The 19616-nt window shown below is 59.0% G+C and carries 14 protein-coding genes; 7 read left to right on the plus strand and 7 right to left on the minus strand.

Translation table 11 applies throughout. The features are described 5' to 3' along the window. Positions 1–2: 2 nt before the first annotated feature. Positions 3–1103 (plus strand): polyamine ABC transporter substrate-binding protein, encoded by a 1101-nt coding sequence (locus tag AC3IP0_RS27985; RefSeq protein ID WP_489326364.1) that lies wholly within the window; start codon positions 3–5, stop codon positions 1101–1103. A 50-nt stretch (positions 1104–1153) separates the two neighbouring features. Here the strand turns inward: AC3IP0_RS27985 and AC3IP0_RS27990 are convergent, their stop codons facing one another. Further along, positions 1154–1612, minus strand: coding sequence for a hypothetical protein (locus tag AC3IP0_RS27990; protein WP_489326365.1), 459 nt, complete (start codon positions 1610–1612; stop codon positions 1154–1156). Between the two features lie 470 nt (positions 1613–2082). Here AC3IP0_RS27990 and AC3IP0_RS27995 point away from each other — a divergent pair, with 470 nt between their 5' ends. Then, positions 2083–6681, plus strand: a complete 4599-nt coding sequence (locus AC3IP0_RS27995) for a hypothetical protein (protein ID WP_489326367.1) — start codon at positions 2083–2085, stop codon at positions 6679–6681. A gap of 75 nt (positions 6682–6756) precedes the next feature. Here AC3IP0_RS27995 and pdxR read toward each other — a convergent pair whose 3' ends face one another. Beyond that, positions 6757–8310: a MocR-like pyridoxine biosynthesis transcription factor PdxR gene (gene pdxR, locus AC3IP0_RS28000; RefSeq protein ID WP_489326369.1), complete on the minus strand. Its 1554-nt coding sequence runs from the start codon at positions 8308–8310 to the stop codon at positions 6757–6759. Positions 8311–8402: 92 nt separating this feature from the next. Here pdxR and AC3IP0_RS28005 point away from each other — a divergent pair, with 92 nt between their 5' ends. The 3 genes from AC3IP0_RS28005 to AC3IP0_RS28015 are packed head-to-tail and all read left to right on the plus strand — an operon-like array spanning position 8403 to position 10180. Next, entirely contained in the window at positions 8403–9026 is a 624-nt protein-coding gene (locus tag AC3IP0_RS28005; RefSeq protein WP_489317718.1) for an FMN-binding negative transcriptional regulator, read from the plus strand. Positions 9027–9036: 10 nt separating this feature from the next. Then, positions 9037–9483 carry a GNAT family N-acetyltransferase gene (locus AC3IP0_RS28010; RefSeq protein WP_489326370.1) on the plus strand — a complete coding sequence of 149 codons (447 nt, stop codon included), beginning with the start codon at positions 9037–9039 and terminating at the stop codon, positions 9481–9483. Positions 9484–9499: 16 nt separating this feature from the next. Next, positions 9500–10180 (plus strand): GNAT family N-acetyltransferase, encoded by a 681-nt coding sequence (locus AC3IP0_RS28015; protein WP_489317720.1) that lies wholly within the window; start codon positions 9500–9502, stop codon positions 10178–10180. Between the two features lie 108 nt (positions 10181–10288). On the opposite strand, the gene oadA is transcribed toward AC3IP0_RS28015, so the two are convergent. Both oadA and AC3IP0_RS28025 read right to left on the minus strand, forming a co-directional pair. After that, the gene (gene oadA / locus AC3IP0_RS28020) at positions 10289–12112 is read right to left on the minus strand and encodes a sodium-extruding oxaloacetate decarboxylase subunit alpha (RefSeq protein WP_489317721.1); all 1824 of its coding nucleotides are present in this window, start codon (positions 12110–12112) and stop codon (positions 10289–10291) included. Between the two features lie 11 nt (positions 12113–12123). Continuing rightward, the gene (locus AC3IP0_RS28025; protein WP_046038868.1) at positions 12124–13539 is read right to left on the minus strand and encodes an acetyl-CoA carboxylase biotin carboxylase subunit; all 1416 of its coding nucleotides are present in this window, start codon (positions 13537–13539) and stop codon (positions 12124–12126) included. Between the two features lie 190 nt (positions 13540–13729). Between AC3IP0_RS28025 and AC3IP0_RS28030 the strand changes: the two genes are divergently transcribed. Beyond that, a complete protein-coding gene (locus AC3IP0_RS28030; protein ID WP_150671917.1) occupies positions 13730–14692 on the plus strand; it encodes a LysR family transcriptional regulator in 963 nt (320 codons plus the stop codon). Here the strand turns inward: AC3IP0_RS28030 and AC3IP0_RS28035 are convergent. Both AC3IP0_RS28035 and hexR read right to left on the minus strand, forming a co-directional pair. Next, positions 14634–14843, minus strand: a complete 210-nt coding sequence (locus AC3IP0_RS28035) for a PA3496 family putative envelope integrity protein (protein ID WP_046038865.1) — start codon at positions 14841–14843, stop codon at positions 14634–14636. The two genes, AC3IP0_RS28030 and AC3IP0_RS28035, sit on opposite strands and share 59 nt — an antisense overlap. 215 nt (positions 14844–15058) lie before the next feature. Beyond that, positions 15059–15925 carry a transcriptional regulator HexR gene (gene hexR, locus AC3IP0_RS28040; RefSeq protein WP_007954250.1) on the minus strand — a complete coding sequence of 289 codons (867 nt, stop codon included), beginning with the start codon at positions 15923–15925 and terminating at the stop codon, positions 15059–15061. A 351-nt stretch (positions 15926–16276) separates the two neighbouring features. Here hexR and AC3IP0_RS28045 point away from each other — a divergent pair, with 351 nt between their 5' ends. After that, positions 16277–16591 (plus strand): hypothetical protein, encoded by a 315-nt coding sequence (locus AC3IP0_RS28045; RefSeq protein ID WP_489317722.1) that lies wholly within the window; start codon positions 16277–16279, stop codon positions 16589–16591. Positions 16592–16655: 64 nt separating this feature from the next. Here AC3IP0_RS28045 and AC3IP0_RS28050 read toward each other — a convergent pair whose 3' ends face one another. Next, complete coding sequence (locus AC3IP0_RS28050; RefSeq protein ID WP_489317723.1) at positions 16656–19526, minus strand: EAL domain-containing protein; 2871 nt, start codon at positions 19524–19526, stop codon at positions 16656–16658. Positions 19527–19616 lie beyond the last annotated feature (90 nt).

Consider the following 19616-nt stretch of genomic DNA (forward strand, 5'->3'; position numbering starts at 1 on the left):
GCATGAAAAGTCTTAAGCGTTTTATTTTTCCAGCCCTGTGCGCCACGCTGCTCGGCGGCAATGCACACGCTGAAGAGCGAACGTTGCGCGTCTACAACTGGTTCGACTACATCACGCCCAAGGCCCTGGAGGACTTCAAGGCCCAGAACACCCAGACCAAACTGGTCTACGACATCTTCGACACCAATGAAGCGCTGGAGGCCAAGCTGCTGACCGGCAACTCCGGCTACGACGTGGTGGTGCCGTCCAACGTGTTCCTCGCCAAGCAAATCGAAGCCGGGGTATTCCAGCCCCTGGACCGCAGCAAGCTGCCGAACTGGAACCACCTCGATCCCAAGCTGATGAAGCTGATCGAAGCCAACGACCCGGGCAACAAGTTCGCGGTGCCGTACATGTACGGGACCATCCTGATCGGCTTCAACCCGGACAAGGTCAAGGCAGCCCTTGGCGCCGACGCGCCGATAGACAGCTGGGACCTGATCTTCAAGGAAGGGAACATCAGCAAGCTCAAACAGTGCGGTGTCGCCCTGCTCGACTCGCCCTCGGAGATCCTGCCGCTGGCCCTGCAACACCTCGGCCTGGACCCCAACAGCAAGAAGCCTGCGGACTACGCCAAGGCTGAAGCACTGCTGATGAAGATCCGTCCGTACATCACCTACTTCCACTCGTCCAAGTACATGGCCGACATTGCCAACGGTGACATCTGTGTCGCAGTCGGCTATTCCGGCAGCTTCTCGCAAGCCGCCAACCGCGCCAAGGAAGCCAAGAACGGTGTGATCGTCGACATGCGTTTGCCGAAGGAAGGCGCGCCGATATGGTTCGACATGCTGGCGATTCCGAAGGGGGCGAAAAACCCCGAAGACGCCTACACCTTCATCAACTACCTGCTGCAGCCGCAAGTGATTGCACCGGTCAGTGACTTCGTGGGTTATCCGAACCCGAACAAGGACGCCACGGAACTGGTCGACCCGGCGATCCGCAACAACCCCAACCTGTATCCGACCGATGCGGCGATGGGCACGCTCTACACCCTGCAACCGCTGCCGCGCGATGCCGAACGTGCGCGGACCCGGGCCTGGACCAAGATCAAGTCCGGGACTTGAGATCAGAAAAACCTCCTGCCGTTGCTGGCAGGAGGTTTTATTGTTAAAACTCAGGCCAGGCGATGCAAATTGGTCACTTTGAAAGTTGCTTCAATTTCTTTGTAAGGTGATTCTTCAATCAATGTTACATTGAAAGAACCAGAGAACTCCTGTCGACCACCTTCACAACAAATATGGGCTCGACCAGACTCCGCTGGATATTCCAGAGTCGGCTCCCCGACGTTTTCTATCATATAGCCGATGGTGACTTTTCCATCGAGACTGACATCATGCTCTCCGTCACCAAGATCATCATCGGCCGCCACGGATATATATCGCCGATTATTTCCCTCATTAATGACTCCCACCACAATCCTTACACCAAAACTGATAAAACCTTGAACGTCGTCGGCGTTAAAGGCAGCACCATCAATCGTTGCAGTAAAGTGGTCGCCTGTTACCTGCCGCAGGCCCTGGCACCTCGTTGCTTCCATCGCTGCTTTCAGGCACTTTGCGTGTAAATGTTTCATAGAAATATTCCTTGATGAGTCCAAGCAAAAAAACACCCGAATTCAGGTCACGACTTCATAGAATCGAATGATAAATAAACTTATAAAACGGCAATAAAAATACACGGCAGCAATTATCGATTTCGCTAGCGCGCACACTTCCTCCGTTACGCACTAATTATTTATGCGTATTGATACGCCCGGTCAATCCTGAAAGTGTTGCATATAACTTTGTTACAACTACAACTTCGATGTTTAACTATGTACCCTGGCTACGACATGGTGGGTTACCTGAACCCGAACAAGGACACCACGGAACTGCTCGACCCGGCGATCCGTGGCTCCCGTCGTAATCAAGACTTGCGTTTGCGCAGGTCTTTTTTTTGCCCGCAATATTTATTTACCGCCAACGCCGTCCTGCCCGTCACTACCTTGCAGGGGATCGCACACCGAACGTTCAACGGTGCCAGCCCCCACAAAGGATGTGACCCATGCCCGAAACTTCCACCCCCCCTTCCGTACCCGATCTCTCAGCCGATCAGGACGCCTTGCTTACCCAATTGGTGGCTGGCCCCTCGATCAGGGAGGTTGCCACCCATGCCTTGCAACCGGCCCTGAAAGCGCTGTACCCGAACCTGCACATCGACCCGCGCCTGGCCATGGTGGTTACCCCGACCTGGACCTTTCATGAACAGCGTGTCATTCCCGGACCCCGTCACTTTGAATCGTTGACCGACGCTCTGGTACGCCATGGCGTAGCGGCCACGCCCGTGGTCTACCTCGATGGCGAGCACTACCTCACGCTGCGACCGCTGGAGCCATTTCCGGCGCACCTGCCCGTCAGCATCGATGCCATCGGGCGACTGCTCAACGAGTTGGCGCCCCTGCTGTTTGTCGCGTTTCAAGAGCAACAGGTCGACTACTGGAACCAGTACACCCGAGCGTCCGCTCCGCGGTGGCAAAGCCTGTCCAAATCACTGCGCGAACTGTGGAATATCGACACGAACTCGAACTGGGACACCGACCGTTACGCCATGGCCCGCAACCTGTTCGCTTACCCGGACAAAAGCACGCGCGGGCCTCACGATCCCTATCATTCGCGGGCGTGCCTGATCGACCTCGACTGCTTGAACGATGACGTCTCGACTCACCTCAACATCCTCGACATGGCGGTACTGATCGGAACCCAAGGCACCCGCAGCCTCATCATTACTCACACCATTACCCATGGCTTTCAGACATACGACTCGTTGCAGGAGCTGGGCGAATCCTTACTGACGTACACCGATGGACAAACACCCGGAAACACCCTGCAATGGCGCCTGATCGAGCCGGAGGGCAATTACTTCGACCATCTGGCGTGCAACCTGATTGCCCTGCAAGCGGACTCGATTGGCGCCCTGGCGAACGATACTGCCGCGGTGAATCCTGACCTGGCACCGCACATCAGCCGCTCAACGAACGAACTCGACCCAAAGGACAAACAAAAACCCTCTCGATTCAATTGGGTCGAGCAAGCCTTGCCGGACTGGATGGCCAGCGCCTCATCCAGCGATCTCACGGCTTACAGCCGTCATCTGATGGATCTGGCACAGGTACAGAATCAGAACGCCGGTCAGTCCTTCCTGGACGGGATCAAGCCGATCCGCGAGTTCGCCCTGGATCAGTTGCGCGATGCCATGCTCAAAGATCACGCCGATGCCGCACGGCTGAATCTGGCGGACATCGAGATCGTGGTCGATAGCGTGGTGGTCTGGGGTGCCTTCGTGCCGCTGGTGGAGCCCGAGCGCACCACGCTGAGCCTGGTCGACCTGGCACTGCAAAACCTGATTGCCCTGCCGCTGGGCAACAAAACCGTGCACAGCACCAGCACCGCAGCACTGCCGACATGGTTGACGGTGAGTTACCTGGAGGCGCTGATCACCAGCGTCGACATCGGCAAGACCTATCCGACGCTGATCAAAAGCAAACTGCTCGACGATCCCCTTGAGAGCCTGCGGCGCCAGAATCTGTTCACCAGCCACTTGCGGGTCGAGCTGCCAATCCTGGCGTTGCAGCAAAAGATTCGCGCGCAGGGCGGGATTGATGAGCGGGGTTACCGCTATATCGCGGCCGTGGTTCAGGTGCTTGATGTCAACCGCTGGGTGGATGGCCAGGAAATTGTCATTCGCCAACTGGCGTTCAATCCAGGCTGGCGCCTGAGTGGCTCTGCGGACGAAGTGGCCAACATGTTCGTGATCGGTCCACGGCAAATGGACAAAGGCCCGTGCCTGCTTTACCGCCCGCTGCTCGATCAGCCATTGAGCCAGTACCCGACAACGGCAAACCTGGTCTATGCCATCAAACACACGCCGACACTGCGTCAATCGGTGCTCGCCTGGTTGCCGGACAGCGTACGCGCCAATTACGCGAACTATGTGTTCACCGGTGATCTGCCTTCGGTCTGGTCCCTCTCGCAACTCCTGGCTGACCCACTGACCCCGCTGCAAATGGGCGGCACGCTTTCCCTGGGTACCGGAGTCGTCGCGCCTGATTATCTGTCCAACCTGTTCAAGGCCAACGTCAACGCGCTGGTCGAGCTGGCGCAACAGCAATCGGTGTCCAATGCGCAGAATCGCTGGGCGACCTTCAAGCAAGCGGCGTGGATGATTCTAAACGCAGCGCTGCCTTTTCTCGGCCGCACCGTCGGCACGGCCGCCTGGATCTGGCAGGTACTGGATGACCTCCAACAAACGGTAGACGCCAGCGAGAGCGGTGACCGACAACAGCAGAAAACAGCGATGACCGACCTGCTGCTGACCCTGGCCATGGTGCTCGCCCATCACGCCAGCACGCGCCATGCGACTGCCCGCAGAATCGAAGAAAAACCCTCGTCAAAGGTCGCGACCGAAGTTGAGGAAAAACCGGCATCCCCGCCGGTTGTGGTTGTTCAGTTACCCGATACCGGCGTCGAGCCTGCCTCTTCACAGCATCGAATATCCGTGCTGACAGGTGCCGCCCTGAGCCTGGCGACAACCCTGGACCGCTTCAAAGTCACCAAGCCCGATCCACTCACTCCACCTGATAGTGCCAGCGGTATCTATCGTCATCTCTATCGCCACGGAACCCGGTACTACGCCCCGGTCGGTGAGCGCTGGTTCGAAGTGGCCGTTGAGGAAACCGGTGAGGTATCGATAGTCGACTCACGGCAGCAACCCCCACGCAACGGCCCTGCATTGATCAACAATCAACGGGGTGATTGGTTTGTCGATACGCGCCTGCGTCTGCGGGGCGGCGGTTTGCCAAGTCGGCGCGAGGCGCTGAAACAAAAGAATAGCCAGCGAGTCACCGAGCTCAAACAGCAATTGGCCGAATTCAATAACCAACGTGAAAGCGCACGCACAGAGCTGACGGATGCATTCAACAAAATGAAAGTCGCCAGCGACGAGACACGGCCTGCCATTCAACAGCAGTTCCTCGAGAAACTCGACCAACGTACCAGCCAATACGCGGCCCCCATTGAACAATTAAAATCGTTGAACCTGCTCGAAACGGTTTCCAGTTTCCGCACCGACATGGTCGAGATGCTCGGCACCCAGCTGTTTTTCAACCAGACATGGCTCGATCAAAAAGGTCCAGCCTTCACCCAATCCCTGCAGGAGACCCTGGCGTTGCTGGATGCTGAAGAAACGGCAGGCGGGGCTGGCGACCGTGCGACCTATCAAAAAATGATCGACCTGACCGAGGGCGTGATCGGCAAAGTCGAGTTTGCTCAATCACGTTTCCAGGAGTTGAGTCGCCTGGGTAGAAGTGCTGCGGAAATGGTCAGCACCTACAGAACAAAACTGCCGGCTTACACCTTGAACGACCTCAAGGCGCTACAGGTTTCGCTGGCCCGCGAGGTATGCCTCAACGAAGGTGACAGCATTGCGCTGAACGAAGCACGAAGCGAATTCGCACGCCTGCTCGACACGACCAATCTGGTTATCCAGACCTCGCAGGAGCTGATGCTGCAAGAAAGCGCCTGGGTGGCAGGTGAACGTATCGAGGCACTCAGCGGAATGCTCGAACAGTTCGTGGACATCGAGCAATCCTTCGAAGACTTCGCCGTCAACCACAAGGACGCAGTCCAGGAGCAACCGTTCAAGCATTTGCGCAATCGGGTCAGCGAATTCCAGCAAGACACCGAGGGCTACCTGGTGCAGTTGCTACGAGAAGCGCCGCCCAAAGAGCCGCGACCAGGACCTTCCAGGCCGGCCCCGGCATCGCGCAAACGAGTAGTAAAAACTCGCTTCAATGGCACGGTCGTTGGTGAAGTACGTCCTTCAGCACCGGGTGAGCCGGTTCTGCTTGATGTGCGCGCGCCCATGACCGGCAAGGTCATCGCCACCTTTCACGAAAAAACACCCGGGGTCTGGCTTGAACGGGTTCCGGCCAGACGTCGCCGTCCGACGGTGCAAGCACCGGCACTCGACACGCAAATGGCCCACGGCCGGACGCTGCTCGATGGCCTGGAAAGCTTTATCCAGCAAACCGAAGCGAACGCGAAGAAGCCCGGCCGCATCCCGGTGGAAATCGAGGAACTGTTCCAGCAAAAAGCCGAGCATTTCGAACAAAGTGCCAGGACCCTGGAGCAATCCCTGATCGACTCAAATACAACCGATGGACCCGCAGTTGCCGCGACGGATCTGAGCGTGGAATTGAAGGAGGCGCACGACCGACTGTACGCCAACGGTCAACGGATACGCATCGACATGACCAAACAGCAACCACCCACGGCCGCCCGCGTGCAGTGGCTGCTCAGCAAAAATGAAATCGACATTGTGCGCAGCGGTGATCGACGCCGGCTCAAGGGTCCGCGCAAAGACTACATGCAGGAATATGAAATTCGCGAGCGCCGAAACCAGCAAGTGCTGTGGTACGCGCATTTCCACTATGCCAGCCAGGACGCACCGGTCGACGCCTTCACCGCTGCACACCTGAAACTGCGGGATCAACGACTGCTGGCGGGTGCATTCGACCTGCGCTCGGCCACCACCAACCCGCAGGTGATTGCAATCTATCGCAGCGAGATCAGCCCGCAACTGGCACGCACGCTGTTCTTCTCGTAAGCCCGGGAGCGCCAATTGGCTTTCTGGAACAACACCGGGAAGCCCATAAGCGCACGGACTGCCAATCCGCGCGCTTCAGCCAACACGCCACACCGCCCGCAACCGTTGCAGCGCCGCCTCGATTGCCGTTTCGGGTACCGCGGCAAAACCCAGCACCAGACCGGCGCGTTGATCCATCGGGGTTGCGGACTCCGGCAGCCAATAACTGCTCAAGCCGTTGACCTCGACATCGACACTGCTCGCCAACTCGATCAGCTCGCGTTCACGGGCCAGGCTGTCGACCGGCACAGTCATGTGCAGTCCCGCGGTGACGGTGGGCAGCTTGCCAATGCCTGGAATATCCAGCGGCCAACCATTGAGCAAGGTATTGCGCCGACTCAGCGCCGCACGCCGCATGCGCCGGATGTGCCGCTGGAAATGCCCGGCCGCCATGAACTCGGCCATCACCGCCTGTGTGCTGACTTCGGAATGCCGCACGTCCACCGCACGCCGCTGCGCAAAGGCTTGCACCAGCCCCGGCGGCAGCACCAGATAACCGAGACGCAACGCCGGAAACGCGACCTTGCCGAATGTACCGACATACAACACCCGCCCGTGACGATCGAGCGCGGCCAAAGGCGCCAGTGGCGCGCCGCTGTAGCGGTACTCCCCATCGTAATCATCCTCGACGATCCAGCCTTGGGTGCGTTCGGCCCAGGCCAGCAGCTCCAGGCGTCGCGCCAGGCTCATGACCACGCCGGTGGGATACTGGTGGGACGGCGTGACGTAGGTGAGCCGACAATCATCGAGTGCTGACAGTTCGCTGCAATTGATGCCCTCGCTGTCCACCGCGACCCCGTGCAGCCGAGCGCCCGCCACAGCGAAGGCATGACCGGCCGCCCGATACCCCGGATTTTCAATCGCCACCCCGTCACCGGGCTCCACCAGCAACTGTGCACAAAGGCTTATTCCCTGCTGCGCGCCACTGGTGATCAGAATTTGTTCAGCTGTGCACTGCATGCCCCGCGAACTGCGCAAATACGCGGCGATCATCCCGCGTAAGCGTGCATCGCCTGCCGGGTCGCCGTAGCACAGCTGTTGAAAATCCGGCTTGCGCCAGAAAGCCGCATTCAGCTTGGCCCAGACCTCGAATGGAAACAGATCGAACGCCGGAACACCGACCCGAAATGCCCGGGGCGGACCGCTTGGCGGAGTGGCCAAATGGTTGTTTTTGACCCGAGTCAACGGGTCGTTGTGGATAACTACGCTGGATGGATCCACAGGCAAATCGAGCCAATTTGTGGATAAGGCTGTGGGTAACCCTGTTGAAAACCCTGTGGATACTTTTGTGGATAGTTTTTTTGCCGGCACGGTTGCCTGGGGCAATTGCGCGACATAAGTCCCGTCGCCGACCCGCCCTTCGATAAACCCTTCGGCGTACAGCTGATCGTAGGCACGCACCACACTGTTGCGGGAAATCGCCAGCGCTGCTGCCAGATCACGACTGGCAGGCAGACGCGTACCGCTGGCCAGTCGTCCGTCCAACACACGCGTGCGCAATGCCTGGTAGAGCTGACGACTCAGCCCCTGGCGACGATCAAGTTCGATACCTGCCGGGTTGAAGGTCAGGGACAGTGGTTCGCTAGTCATCGCAATGGACCCATGAAATTGGTCATTAATGGCTCTTACAACAGACCAATAGCCTGCCTAGGATGCAGGCATTCGCCAAGGAAAATATCTCCATGTACACGCCACGTGCTTTTGCCATCGACGAGTTGTCCCAACTGCATGAACTGATCCTCGCCACCCGACTCGCCATATTGGTGACCCACGGTGAAAGCGGTTTGCAAGCCAGCCATGTACCGGTGCTGCTGCATTGCGAACAAGGCTCGAACGGCACGTTGTACGGGCATCTGGCCAAAGCCAATCCACAGTGGAAAGACCTGCGCGACGGCGCCGAAGCCCTGCTGATTTTTGCCGGTGCCGACGCCTACGTCAGCCCTGGCTTCTACCCGAGCAAGGCCGAACACGGCAAAGTCGTGCCAACCTGGAACTACGTCGCCGTACACGCCTATGGCCGAGCCGAAACCTTCAGCGATGGCGGGCGGCTGCTCGACATAGTCAGCACCCTCACCGACCGCCATGAAGCTGGCCGCGCCCAACCGTGGTCAGTGGCCGATGCCCCCGCCGATTACATCGACGGCATGCTCAAGGCCATCGTCGGTTTCGCCATTCCCATCGACCGTCTGGAAGGCAAGCGCAAGCTCAGCCAGAACCGCAGCCCCGCCGACATCGCCGGTGTGCGCGAAGGGCTGGCCGCCAGCACCGACGTCAACGACCAAACCCTCGCCCAATTGATGCGCTAAGGAAGTCACCATGAGTCAAGTCGACATTCGCCAAGTCACCGCCGGTGATCACGCGGCCTGGTTGCCGCTGTGGCAAGCCTACCTGCGCTTCTACAAAACCGAACTGGCGGATGCCGTCACCCAAAGCACCTGGCAGCGCATGCTCGATCCGAACGAGCCAACCCACGCCGCCCTCTCCTGGGCCGACGGCAAAGCGGTGGGCATGGTGCATTTCATCTACCATCGTTCGAACTGGGCCATCGAAAACTCCTGCTACCTGCAAGACTTGCTGGTGGTCCCGGAAACCCGTGGCACCGGCGTCGGCCGCCAGTTGATCGAGTTCGTCTACACCACGGCCAAGGCCGACGGTTGCAACAAGGTCCACTGGCTGACCCACGAATCCAACGCCACCGCGATCCAGCTCTACGAGCGCATCGCCGAACGCCCGGGTTTCATCCAGTTTCGCAAAGCCATCTAGGTTCAAGGAGAACAGCATGTCGATTTCACTCGCCGACTGGAAAGGCGCCCCGGCCCCCACGACTCAACTGATCGAAGGGCGTTACATCCGCCTGGAAAAACTCGACCCAGCACGCCACGGCGACGGTCTGTACAAAGCCCTGCAAGGCCCGGGCGCCGACCCGAAGCTGTGGGACTACCTGCCTTACGGCCCCTTCCCTGAGCGCAGCGTCTTCAACGACTGGCTGAACAACCACGCGGCCAGCAGCGACCCGTATTTCTTCAGCGTAATCGACCGCGCCAGCGGCGAGGTCCAGGGCATTCTCAGCCTGATGTCCATCGTCCCGACCCAGGGCCGCATCGAAATCGGCCACGTCACCTTCGGCGCGCCGATGCAGCGCTCGCCGAAAAGCACCGAGGCGGTTTACCTGTTGGCCAAGGAATCCTTTGCCCTGGGTTACCGCCGCCTGGAATGGAAATGCAACAACGCCAACGCCCGCTCCAAATACGCGGCCGAGCGCCTGGGGTTCAGCTTTGAGGGTGTGTTCCGCCAGCACATGGTGGTCAAAGGGCAAAATCGGGACACCGCGTGGTACTCGATCCTGGACTCGGAATGGCCGGCGATTGGCGCCGGGTTCGAGAAGTGGCTGAGCGATGAGAACCAGACGGCTTCGGGTCAGGTTAAAGGGTTGGTGGAGTGCAGAACGCAACAGTCCTGAATCCAAAAAACCGCAGCCTTCGGCGAAGGCTGTGGTTTGAATTTCGGGCGAAAAAAAGGGGAGCACATGCCCCCCCGAGGTTTAAAGCGTTGTATCGAGGTTGTTAACTCAGCCTTCGATCTCGATCAGGATTTCGCCCGGGTTCACCCGGTCGCCCTTGGCCACGTGAATGGCGGTGACTTTACCGGCGATGGCTGCCTGGACTTCGGTTTCCATCTTCATCGCTTCGGTGATCAACACCGCCTGGCCTGCCTTGACGGTGTCGCCCTCCTTGACCAGCACGTCGACGATGTTGCCCGGCATGGTGGTGCTGACGTGACCCGGTGCAGTGGCTTGCTTGCGCTTGCTGCTGCCGCCGCCGACGAATTCGTTGAGCGGTTCGAACACCACTTCTTCCGGCATGCCGTCGATGGACAGGTAGAAGTGACGCTTGCCTTCGGCCTTGACGCCGACACCGGTGATGTCGACGCGGTAGGTTTCGCCGTGAACGTCGATGACGAACTCGGTTGGCACGCCTTCCCCACCAACAGAGGCGACGCCACCAGCTTCAGGAATCGGCAGCAACACTTCAGGTGTCAGAGTCCCAGCGGCGCGTTCTTCGAGGAACTTGCGACCGATGTCCGGGAACATGGCGAAGGTCAGCACGTCTTCTTCGGACTTGGCCAGTGCGCCGATGTCGGCACGCAGCTTGGTCATTTCCGGCTTGAGCAGGTCAGCCGGGCGGACGTCGATCACTTCTTCGCTGCCGATGGCCTGGCGACGCAGTTGTTCGTTCACGGTGCCCGGCGCCTTGCCGTAGCCGCCTTGCAGGTACAGCTTCACTTCGTTGGTGATGGTCTTGTAGCGCTCGCCGGCCAGCACGTTGAAGAACGCCTGGGTGCCGACGATCTGCGAAGTCGGGGTCACCAGCGGCGGGAAGCCGAGGTCTTCACGAACACGCGGGATTTCGGCCAGCACTTCGCTCATGCGATTGAGTGCGCCCTGCTCTTTCAACTGGTTGGCCAGATTGGAAATCATCCCGCCCGGAACCTGGTTGACTTGAACACGGGTGTCGACGGCGGTGAACTCGCTTTCGAACTGGTGGTACTTCTTGCGCACGGCGTAGAAGTACAGACCGATCTCCTGCAGCAGCTCCAGGTTCAGGCCGGTGTCGAACTCGCTGCCTTTAAGGGCGGCAACCATCGACTCGGTACCCGGGTGGCTGGTGCCCCAGGCGAAGCTGGAGATTGCGGTGTCGATGTGATCGGCGCCGTTTTCGATGGCCTTCATTTGGCACATCGCGGCCAGGCCAGCGGTGTCGTGGGAGTGAATGAACACTGGCAGCGATTGCTCGGCCTTCAGAGCCTTGACCAGTTCACCGGTGGCGTACGGGGTCAGCAGGCCGGCCATGTCCTTGATCGCCACCGAGTCGCAACCCATGGCTTCCATTTGCTTGGCCTGGTTCACGAAGGCCTCGATGGTGTGCACCGGGCTGGTGGTGTAGGCGATGGTGCCCTGGGCGTGTTTGCCGGCGGCTTTCACGGCTTCGATGGCCACGCGCAGGTTACGCACGTCGTTCATGGCGTCGAAGATGCGGAACACGTCGATGCCGTTGACCGCTGCCTTGGCGACGAAGGCTTTAACCACGTCGTCGCTGTAGTGGCGGTAGCCCAGCAGGTTCTGGCCGCGCAACAGCATTTGCAGACGGGTGTTAGGCAGCGCAGCGCGCAGCTGCCGCAGACGCTCCCACGGATCTTCTTTGAGGAAGCGTACGCAGGCGTCGAAGGTCGCGCCGCCCCAGCACTCCAGCGACCAGTAGCCGACTTTGTCGAGCTTGTCGCAGATCGGCAGCATGTCTTCGGTGCGCATGCGGGTCGCGAGCAGCGATTGGTGGGCGTCGCGCAGGATAGTGTCGGTAACGTTTATCTTTTTAGAAACAGGGGGTTTGCTCATTGTTCTATTCCTCACAGGCCTGCGTGGGCGGCGATGGCGGCGGCGATGGCCAGGGCCAGCTCTTCGGGTTTGCGCTTGATCGAGTAGTTGGTCAGTTCAGGGTGGCTTTCAACGAAGCTGGTGTTGAACTGGCCGCTACGGAATTCCGGATTGCGCAGGATTTCCTGGTAGTACGCGGCGGTGGTCTTGACCCCTTGCAGACGCATATCGTCCAGGGCGCGCAAGCCACGGTCCATCGCCTCTTCCCAGGTCAGCGCCCACACCACCAGTTTCAGGCACATGGAGTCGTAGTACGGCGGGATGGTGTAGCCGGTGTAGATCGCCGTGTCGGTACGTACGCCGGGGCCGCCGGGTGCGTAGTAACGGGTGATCTTGCCGAAGCTCGGCAGGAAGTTGTTTTTCGGGTCTTCGGCGTTGATCCGGAATTGCAGGGCGAAACCACGGTGCTGGATGTCTTCCTGTTTCACCGACAGCGGCAGGCCGGAGGCGATGCGAATCTGCTCGCGGACAATGTCGATGCCGGTGATTTCTTCGGTGATGGTGTGTTCCACCTGCACCCGGGTGTTCATCTCCATGAAGTACACCTCGCCCTCGGCGAGCAGGAACTCCACGGTGCCGGCGTTCTCGTAACCCACGGCCTTGGCTGCGCGCACCGACAGGTCGCCGATGTAGGCGCGCTGTTCCGGGGTCAGTTGCGGGCTCGGGGCGATCTCGATCAGCTTCTGGTTGCGGCGCTGGATCGAGCAGTCACGCTCGAACAGGTGCACCACGTTGCCGAAGCTGTCGCCAAGAATCTGCGCTTCGATGTGCTTCGGATTGACGATGCACTTCTCCAGGAACACTTCCGCCGAACCGAACGCCTTGGTGGCTTCGGAAATGACACGCGGGAATGCTTGTTCGAGTTCTTCACGGCTGTTGCAGCGACGAATGCCGCGGCCGCCACCACCGGACGTGGCCTTGAGCATCACCGGGTAACCGATGCGATCGCCTTCGGTCAGGGCTTCTTCGATGCCCGACACGTTGCCTTCAGTGCCCGGGGTCACCGGTACACCGGCCTTGATCATGCTGCGGCGGGCTTCGGTCTTGTCGCCCATGCGGCGAATGACTTCAGCCGACGGGCCAATGAATTTGATCCCGCGTTCGGCGCAGATCTCCGCCAGCTCGGCGTTTTCCGAAAGGAAGCCATAGCCGGGGTGCAGTGCATCGCAACCGGTTTCCACAGCCAGGTTCACCAGCTTGCGCGGGTTCAGGTAACCGGCCAGCGGTTCGGCACCAATGCTGTGGGCCTCGTCCGCACGCTTGACGTGCAAGGCATGACGGTCGGCATCGGAATAGATCGCGACCGAGCGAATGCCCATTTCGGCGCAGGCACGTACGATTCGTACGGCAATCTCACCACGGTTGGCGATCAGGATCTTTGTTATCACTTGGAGTTTCCCTTGAGCCGGTGGTACCCACGACCTGCTAGACCAGGTCGGCGAGTGACCAAATGTTTCAATTTGGTCGCAGGTCCACACTAGCGCCCACAAGGGATTAACAAAAATGAATAATAATTGGGTCACGCATAAGTAAAGACTTATAGTTGATTCACCAGCCTGCGACGAGAGCGATCAGATAATGCGTAAGTCATTGATGCGTATGACTTTGCGTCAACTGCAGATCTTCAACGAGGTCTGTGATTTGCGCTCCTACAGCCGCGCGGCCGAGGAAATGTCGCTCACACAACCTGCCGTCAGCCTGCAGATTCGTCAACTTGAAGAGCTGATCGGCCAGCCTTTGTTCGATTACGTCGGCAAAAAACTCTACATGACCGAAGCGGCTGAAGCGTTACAGCGGGCCAGTCGGGATATTTTCGGGCGCCTGGAAAACCTCGACATGCAGCTGTCGGACATGCAGGGCTCGTTGCAGGGACAACTGAAACTGGCGATCGAATCCAGCGCCAAATACTTCGTGCCGCATCTGTTTGCCGCGTTCAAACGCCAGCACCCGGAAGTGAACCTGCAACTGACGGTGGTCAATCGCGGTCAGGTCATTCGACGTCTGTCGGACAACCGCGACGACCTGGTGATCATGTCCATGGTGCCTCAGGACATGGGCCTGGAATTCCTGCCGTTCCTGAACAACCCGATCGTCGCCGTGGCGCCACCGGATCACCCGCTGTGTCATATGGGTCCGCTGCGCTTGCAGGATCTCGAGCCCTACACACTGCTGCTGCGTGAGCCAGGCTCCGGGACGCGGCTGGCGTGCGAAGAATACTTCAAAGAGAAGCGCGTGCACTTCAACCAGACCCAGGAGGTCTCGTCTGCAGAAGCTCAGCGTGAATGTGTACTGGCAGGCCTGGGCGTTGCGCTGTTGACGCGCCACGCCCTGAGCCTTGAGCTGGCAACCGGTGGACTGATCGAGCTACCGGTCGAAGAGCTGCCACTGTTTCGCAGTTGGTGCCTGGTGCAGGCCAAGGCGAAACGCCTGTCACCGGTGGCTCACGCCTTCCTGGCGTTTATCCGTAGCGAACGGATTCAGATCAGCGCGCTGGTTGAGCGTTTCGACGGGACGCCGAGGGAGATGCCTGCCAGAAGTTGAGTTCCAACTCCGGAAAATCGCCAATTTCGGCCAGAAGCTGACGGCGTTCGCAGCGATCTTCGATGGCGCGGCGGAATTCCATGCGGCGCTGATCTTCTTGCTGACGACGGGTTTTGACAGCGCTGTTGCGTTCTTCGTAGGGCATGGCCATTTCGAGTCTCCCAAGGCGAGTACGGGAGTTTCAAGATAGGCGCGAGGGATGACGGTTTGGCGGCTCGGGCGTTACAGACTGATGAATGTTGGTTGGGCGCTGTGGCGAGGGAGCTTGCTCCCGCTGGGGCGCGAGGCGGCCCTAAGATTTTGCGACTGCTACGCAGCCGAGCGGGAGCAAGCTCCCTCGCCACAGGGTCGGTGCCAGCCTTGAAATCAATCGTCCAGCGCTTTCACCGACTTGGGCGACAACCGCAAGCTGCGCAGGCTGCGCTTGACGCTCTTGAGGTGGTTGACCAGGCTCGGGCCACGCGCCATGGCCACGCCCATCGCCAGCACGTCGATCACCACCAGGTGGGCGATACGCGAAGTCAGCGGCGTATAGATTTCAGTGTCTTCATGCACATCGATCGCCAGATTGACCGTAGACAGCTCGGCCAATGGCGTCTGGCTCGGGCACAGGGTGATCAACGACGCACCGCTTTCACGCACCAGGTTGGCGGTGATCAGCAGGTCCTTGGAACGCCCGGACTGGGAAATGCAGATCGCCACGTCGGTTGGCTTGAGCGTCACGGCCGACATCGCCTGCATGTGCGGGTCGGAATACGCCGCCGCGGTGAGCAGCAAGCGGAAGAACTTGTGCTGGGCGTCCGCCGCGACCGCACCCGAGGCGCCGAAGCCGTAGAACTCGACACGCTGGGCTTGGGACATCAGCGTCACCGCCCGCTGCAATTCCAGCGGATCAAGCTTCTCGCGGACCTCCATCAACGTATGCAGGGTGGTGTCGAAGATTTTCAGGCTGTAGTCGGCGACCGAATCATCCTCATGGATCGCAAACTGGCCGAAACTCGCACCTGCCGCCAGGCTCTGGGCCAGCTTCAGCTTCAGGTCCTGAAAACCGGAACAACCGATGGCACGGCAAAAACGCACGATGGTCGGTTCGCTGATGCCCACGCTGTGGGCCAGGTCGGCCATGGAGCTGTGCATCACGGCCGCAGGATCAAGCAGCACGTGGTCGGCGACCTTGAGCTCCGACTTGCGTAACAGGTGGCGAGACTGGGCGATGTGTTGCAGCAGATTCAAGGGGCTGGACTCTTTGTTATTGGCAGCTGCCGGGGATGTAGCACGCTTGTAGTTATACTACATGAATTGGCTTTTTGCCTGCTCAATGCGTTACCGAATCCCTCGATTTCAGGTGCCCGCGCTTCATGTAGCACTCAGGGCGCCTGCCCAGGGGCGCCGTCGGGTGCACGGATTCAAAGAACAAAAACACCTTAGATTATTAAATTGAAGTTACATGCAATGCATTGTGACTGATCAGCAACAGAACACACGACTTTACAAAACCACCAAAATTACATCCACCAAAAACAACTTAACCTGAATATATTAATACCGCAGGAAGCAAAAAATCAATTAAAGGATCTACATATTATGAGCATTAAAACAAAAGACTGGACCGCACAAATTGATCGCATGCCAGGCGCCGCTTCGTTCCGCGCCCTTGGCACCGTAACCGTCGCCCACACTGGCATCACCCCAGTGTTGGAAAGGACGGCACTGCAAGACAAGTCCTTTGATCTGCGCCTGGAGCTAAAGCTGGAAGATTCCAATGAAGTTTCACTACAGGTCGAAACCGACAAGTTTGTCGAATATAAAGCGATGGGCAACTCCAACGTCACCGGCGTCAGCATCTTCTATCAAGGCAAGTTGTTGCACCATATTGATGAAGTATTGATTACCGACTAAAAACATAAATAGCTTCCGGCATCCCAGGCGTCCCACCCGACACTTCAGGCAGGACGCCTCCCCGTCAGCTTGCGGCTTGCGCGTGCAGCAAACCGGCCAGCGTCTCGGCCTCGACCGGGCGGCTGATCAAATAGCCCTGCACTTCATCGCAGCGCTCGGCTTTCAGGAACTCAAGCTGCTCTTCCCGCTCCACTCCTTCCGCCACGACCTTCAGCTTCAGGCCGTGAGCCATGGCAATGATTGCCCGGGTAATCGCCGCGTCTTCGCTGCCCTCACTCAAGCCACGGATAAACGCCTGATCGATCTTCACGTAATCCACGGGGATGCGCTTGAGATAGCTCAGGGACGAGTAGCCAGTGCCGAAATCATCGATGGCCAGTTTCACCCCGAGATCACGCAACTGCTGGAAGGTTGCAATGATGTGCTCGACGCTGTCCAGCAACTGGCTTTCGGTGAGTTCCAGTTCCAGCAGTTGCGGTGCCAGCCCGGTTTCCTCCAGCACCTGACGCACCAGACTGACCAGCTTGCCCTGGCGCAATTGATGCACCGACAGATTGACCGACACCCGAATCGCTTCCAGCCCCTGCCGTTGCCACTCACAGGCTTGCCAGCAGGCCTGACGCAGCACGAATTCACCGATCGGACCGATCAATCCGGTCTCTTCAGCCAGGCCGATGAAATCCCCCGGAGGCACCCGGCCCATGGTCGGATGATCCCAACGCACCAAGGCTTCGGCGGCATTCAACCTGCCAGTGGCCAGGCAAAGTTTCGGTTGGTAAAACACCTTCAGTTGCTTGTCTTCGATGGCTTTGCGCAGGTGGTTTTCCAGCTGTAAACGCTCCAGCGTGCTGGCTTGCAAGCTGTCGGTGTAAAACTGGAAATTATCGCCACCCAGGTGTTTGGCGTGCTGCATCGCCATGTTCGACTGACTGACCAATGCCGATATTTCCCGCGCGCTGTCCGGCAACAGGCTGATGCCCATCGACGCGCTGACCACCAACTCATGCCCGTCAATGGTCACCGGCAGGCGCAACTTGTTCGCCAGACGAGTCGCCACCCGGGCCAGGCTCGAAAGGTTGCCATAGGAATTGAACAGCACGGCAAACTCATCACCGGAAAGGCGCGCGATGGTGTCTGCTTCAGGTAATGCATTCACCAGTCGTCGGGCCATTTTCTGCAACAACTGGTCGGCGACTTCATGCCCCAGGCTGTCGTTGAGTTGCTTGAACCGATCGAGATTGATGTGCAGCAACGCCAGGCTGCGATAACCGCCCTGTCGCACTCGTTGATGAGCCTCGCTGAGTCGTTCGCGAAACATCGCACGGTTGGCCAGACCGGTAAGCTCGTCGTAATGGGTCAGATAGCGCATGCGCTCTTCGGATTCTCGGCGAGCCGAGAGATCGGCGAAAAAGCCCACAATATGGCTTACATTTCCCCGGGTATCGCGCACGGTATTCAATTGCAGCCATTGCGGATACATCTCGCCGTTCTTGCGGGTCTCTACCAATTCGCCCTGCCAGCTGCCTTGCTGCTCCAGCGCCTGATGTATTGCGGCGTAATGCCGACGCGCATCGCGACTACATGGCAGCTCAATGACATTGCGCCCGATCATGTCCTCGATGTCATAGCCGGTCACCCGACTGAAGGCTTGATTGATCGCGATCAGGACGTAGTTCGGATCGAAAATTACGATCCCTTCGCTGGCCGCCTCGAACACGGTCGCCGCCAGTTGTTGCTGCTCTTCCAGGCCTTTGCTGGCGCTGATGTCGCGGCGAGTGCCGACCATGCGAATCACCCGACCGTTCTTGGCGCGCTCGACCGCCCGCCCGCGGTCTTCGATCCAGACCCAGTGGCCGTCGCCATGCCGCACGCGATACTCGATTTGATAGTCCTCGGTGCGGCCCTTCAAATGCTCGACCAGCGCCCTTTTCAGCGCAGGAAGATCCTCCGGGTGAAGGCGCGGCTTGAGGTGACGCAGTATTGCCGTCACCTGCTCCGGCTCCAGGCCGAACAATTCCTGAATCTGTGTGTGATGGACTTCGTCGGTTTGCAGATTCCAGTCCCACAACCCCAACTCGCTGGCCTTCAATGCCAGCGCCAGACGCGCCTCACTCTTGCTCAGTGCCTGGTTAGCGGCATCCAGTTCCAGGCTGCGCTGAGCGACTCGGTTTTCCAGGTCCACCTGGATCTCTCGCAACTCGTCCTCGGCACGTCGGCGCTGCTCTATCTGCGTGGCCAGCTTCTGATTGAGCTGATCACTGCAGTGTTGCGCCTGTTGTAGATGCTCGATCAGTGCCTGGTTCTGAAAGCGCCGCATCAAGCCCCGATCGATCAATCGGTTGACTTGCCAGGCGACCACGCTCAACGCACCGAGCAGGATCAGCCCGAACCAGCCCCAGCCTTGCTGCTGTTCGTCAGCCCCCCAAAACATATAGGCGATGGCCGGCAGCAGGCAGGGCAAGGTGAATGACAGAAAGGCCGGCAAACTGACCGCATAAGCCACGCTGGCCGAGAGCGCCGCAGCACCGATGAGGCCGAAGACCCAGGCTTGCTGAATGAAGTTGTCGGCGGGAACCAGGGCGATGCCGGCACCGGCCAGGGTCAGACCGGTGAGGCCGGAGCCCAGCAAAAACATCCGTCGCCAAATGGGATGGGCCTGACGGTTGGGAATGGCCGAATCGAAGGCTGCGACCTGAATCACCCGCAATGCCACCAAAGACAACAACCACACCAGCCAGACACTGACCAGGAAATAGCGCTGCGGGCTCCAGAGCAAACCGGCACAAACCAGGCCATTGATCAGCATGAACAACGTGGGCAGTAGCGAGCCCTGATACAACAGGCGCGTGCGTTCGACCGCCATTTCCATGGCGTACTGTTTACGGATCACCCGGGGTTCCACAGTGGGGCCCGACAGGTCGAAGCTGAGGGTCATAGGCGACGTTCTTGTTCTTATAATGATGAGCATGTGCCCGAAACTGCTCGGAGCATACACAAGCAATTGCCCGGACCAAACTGCTGCGGA

The organism is Pseudomonas sp. GL_103, from assembly GCF_057835175.1.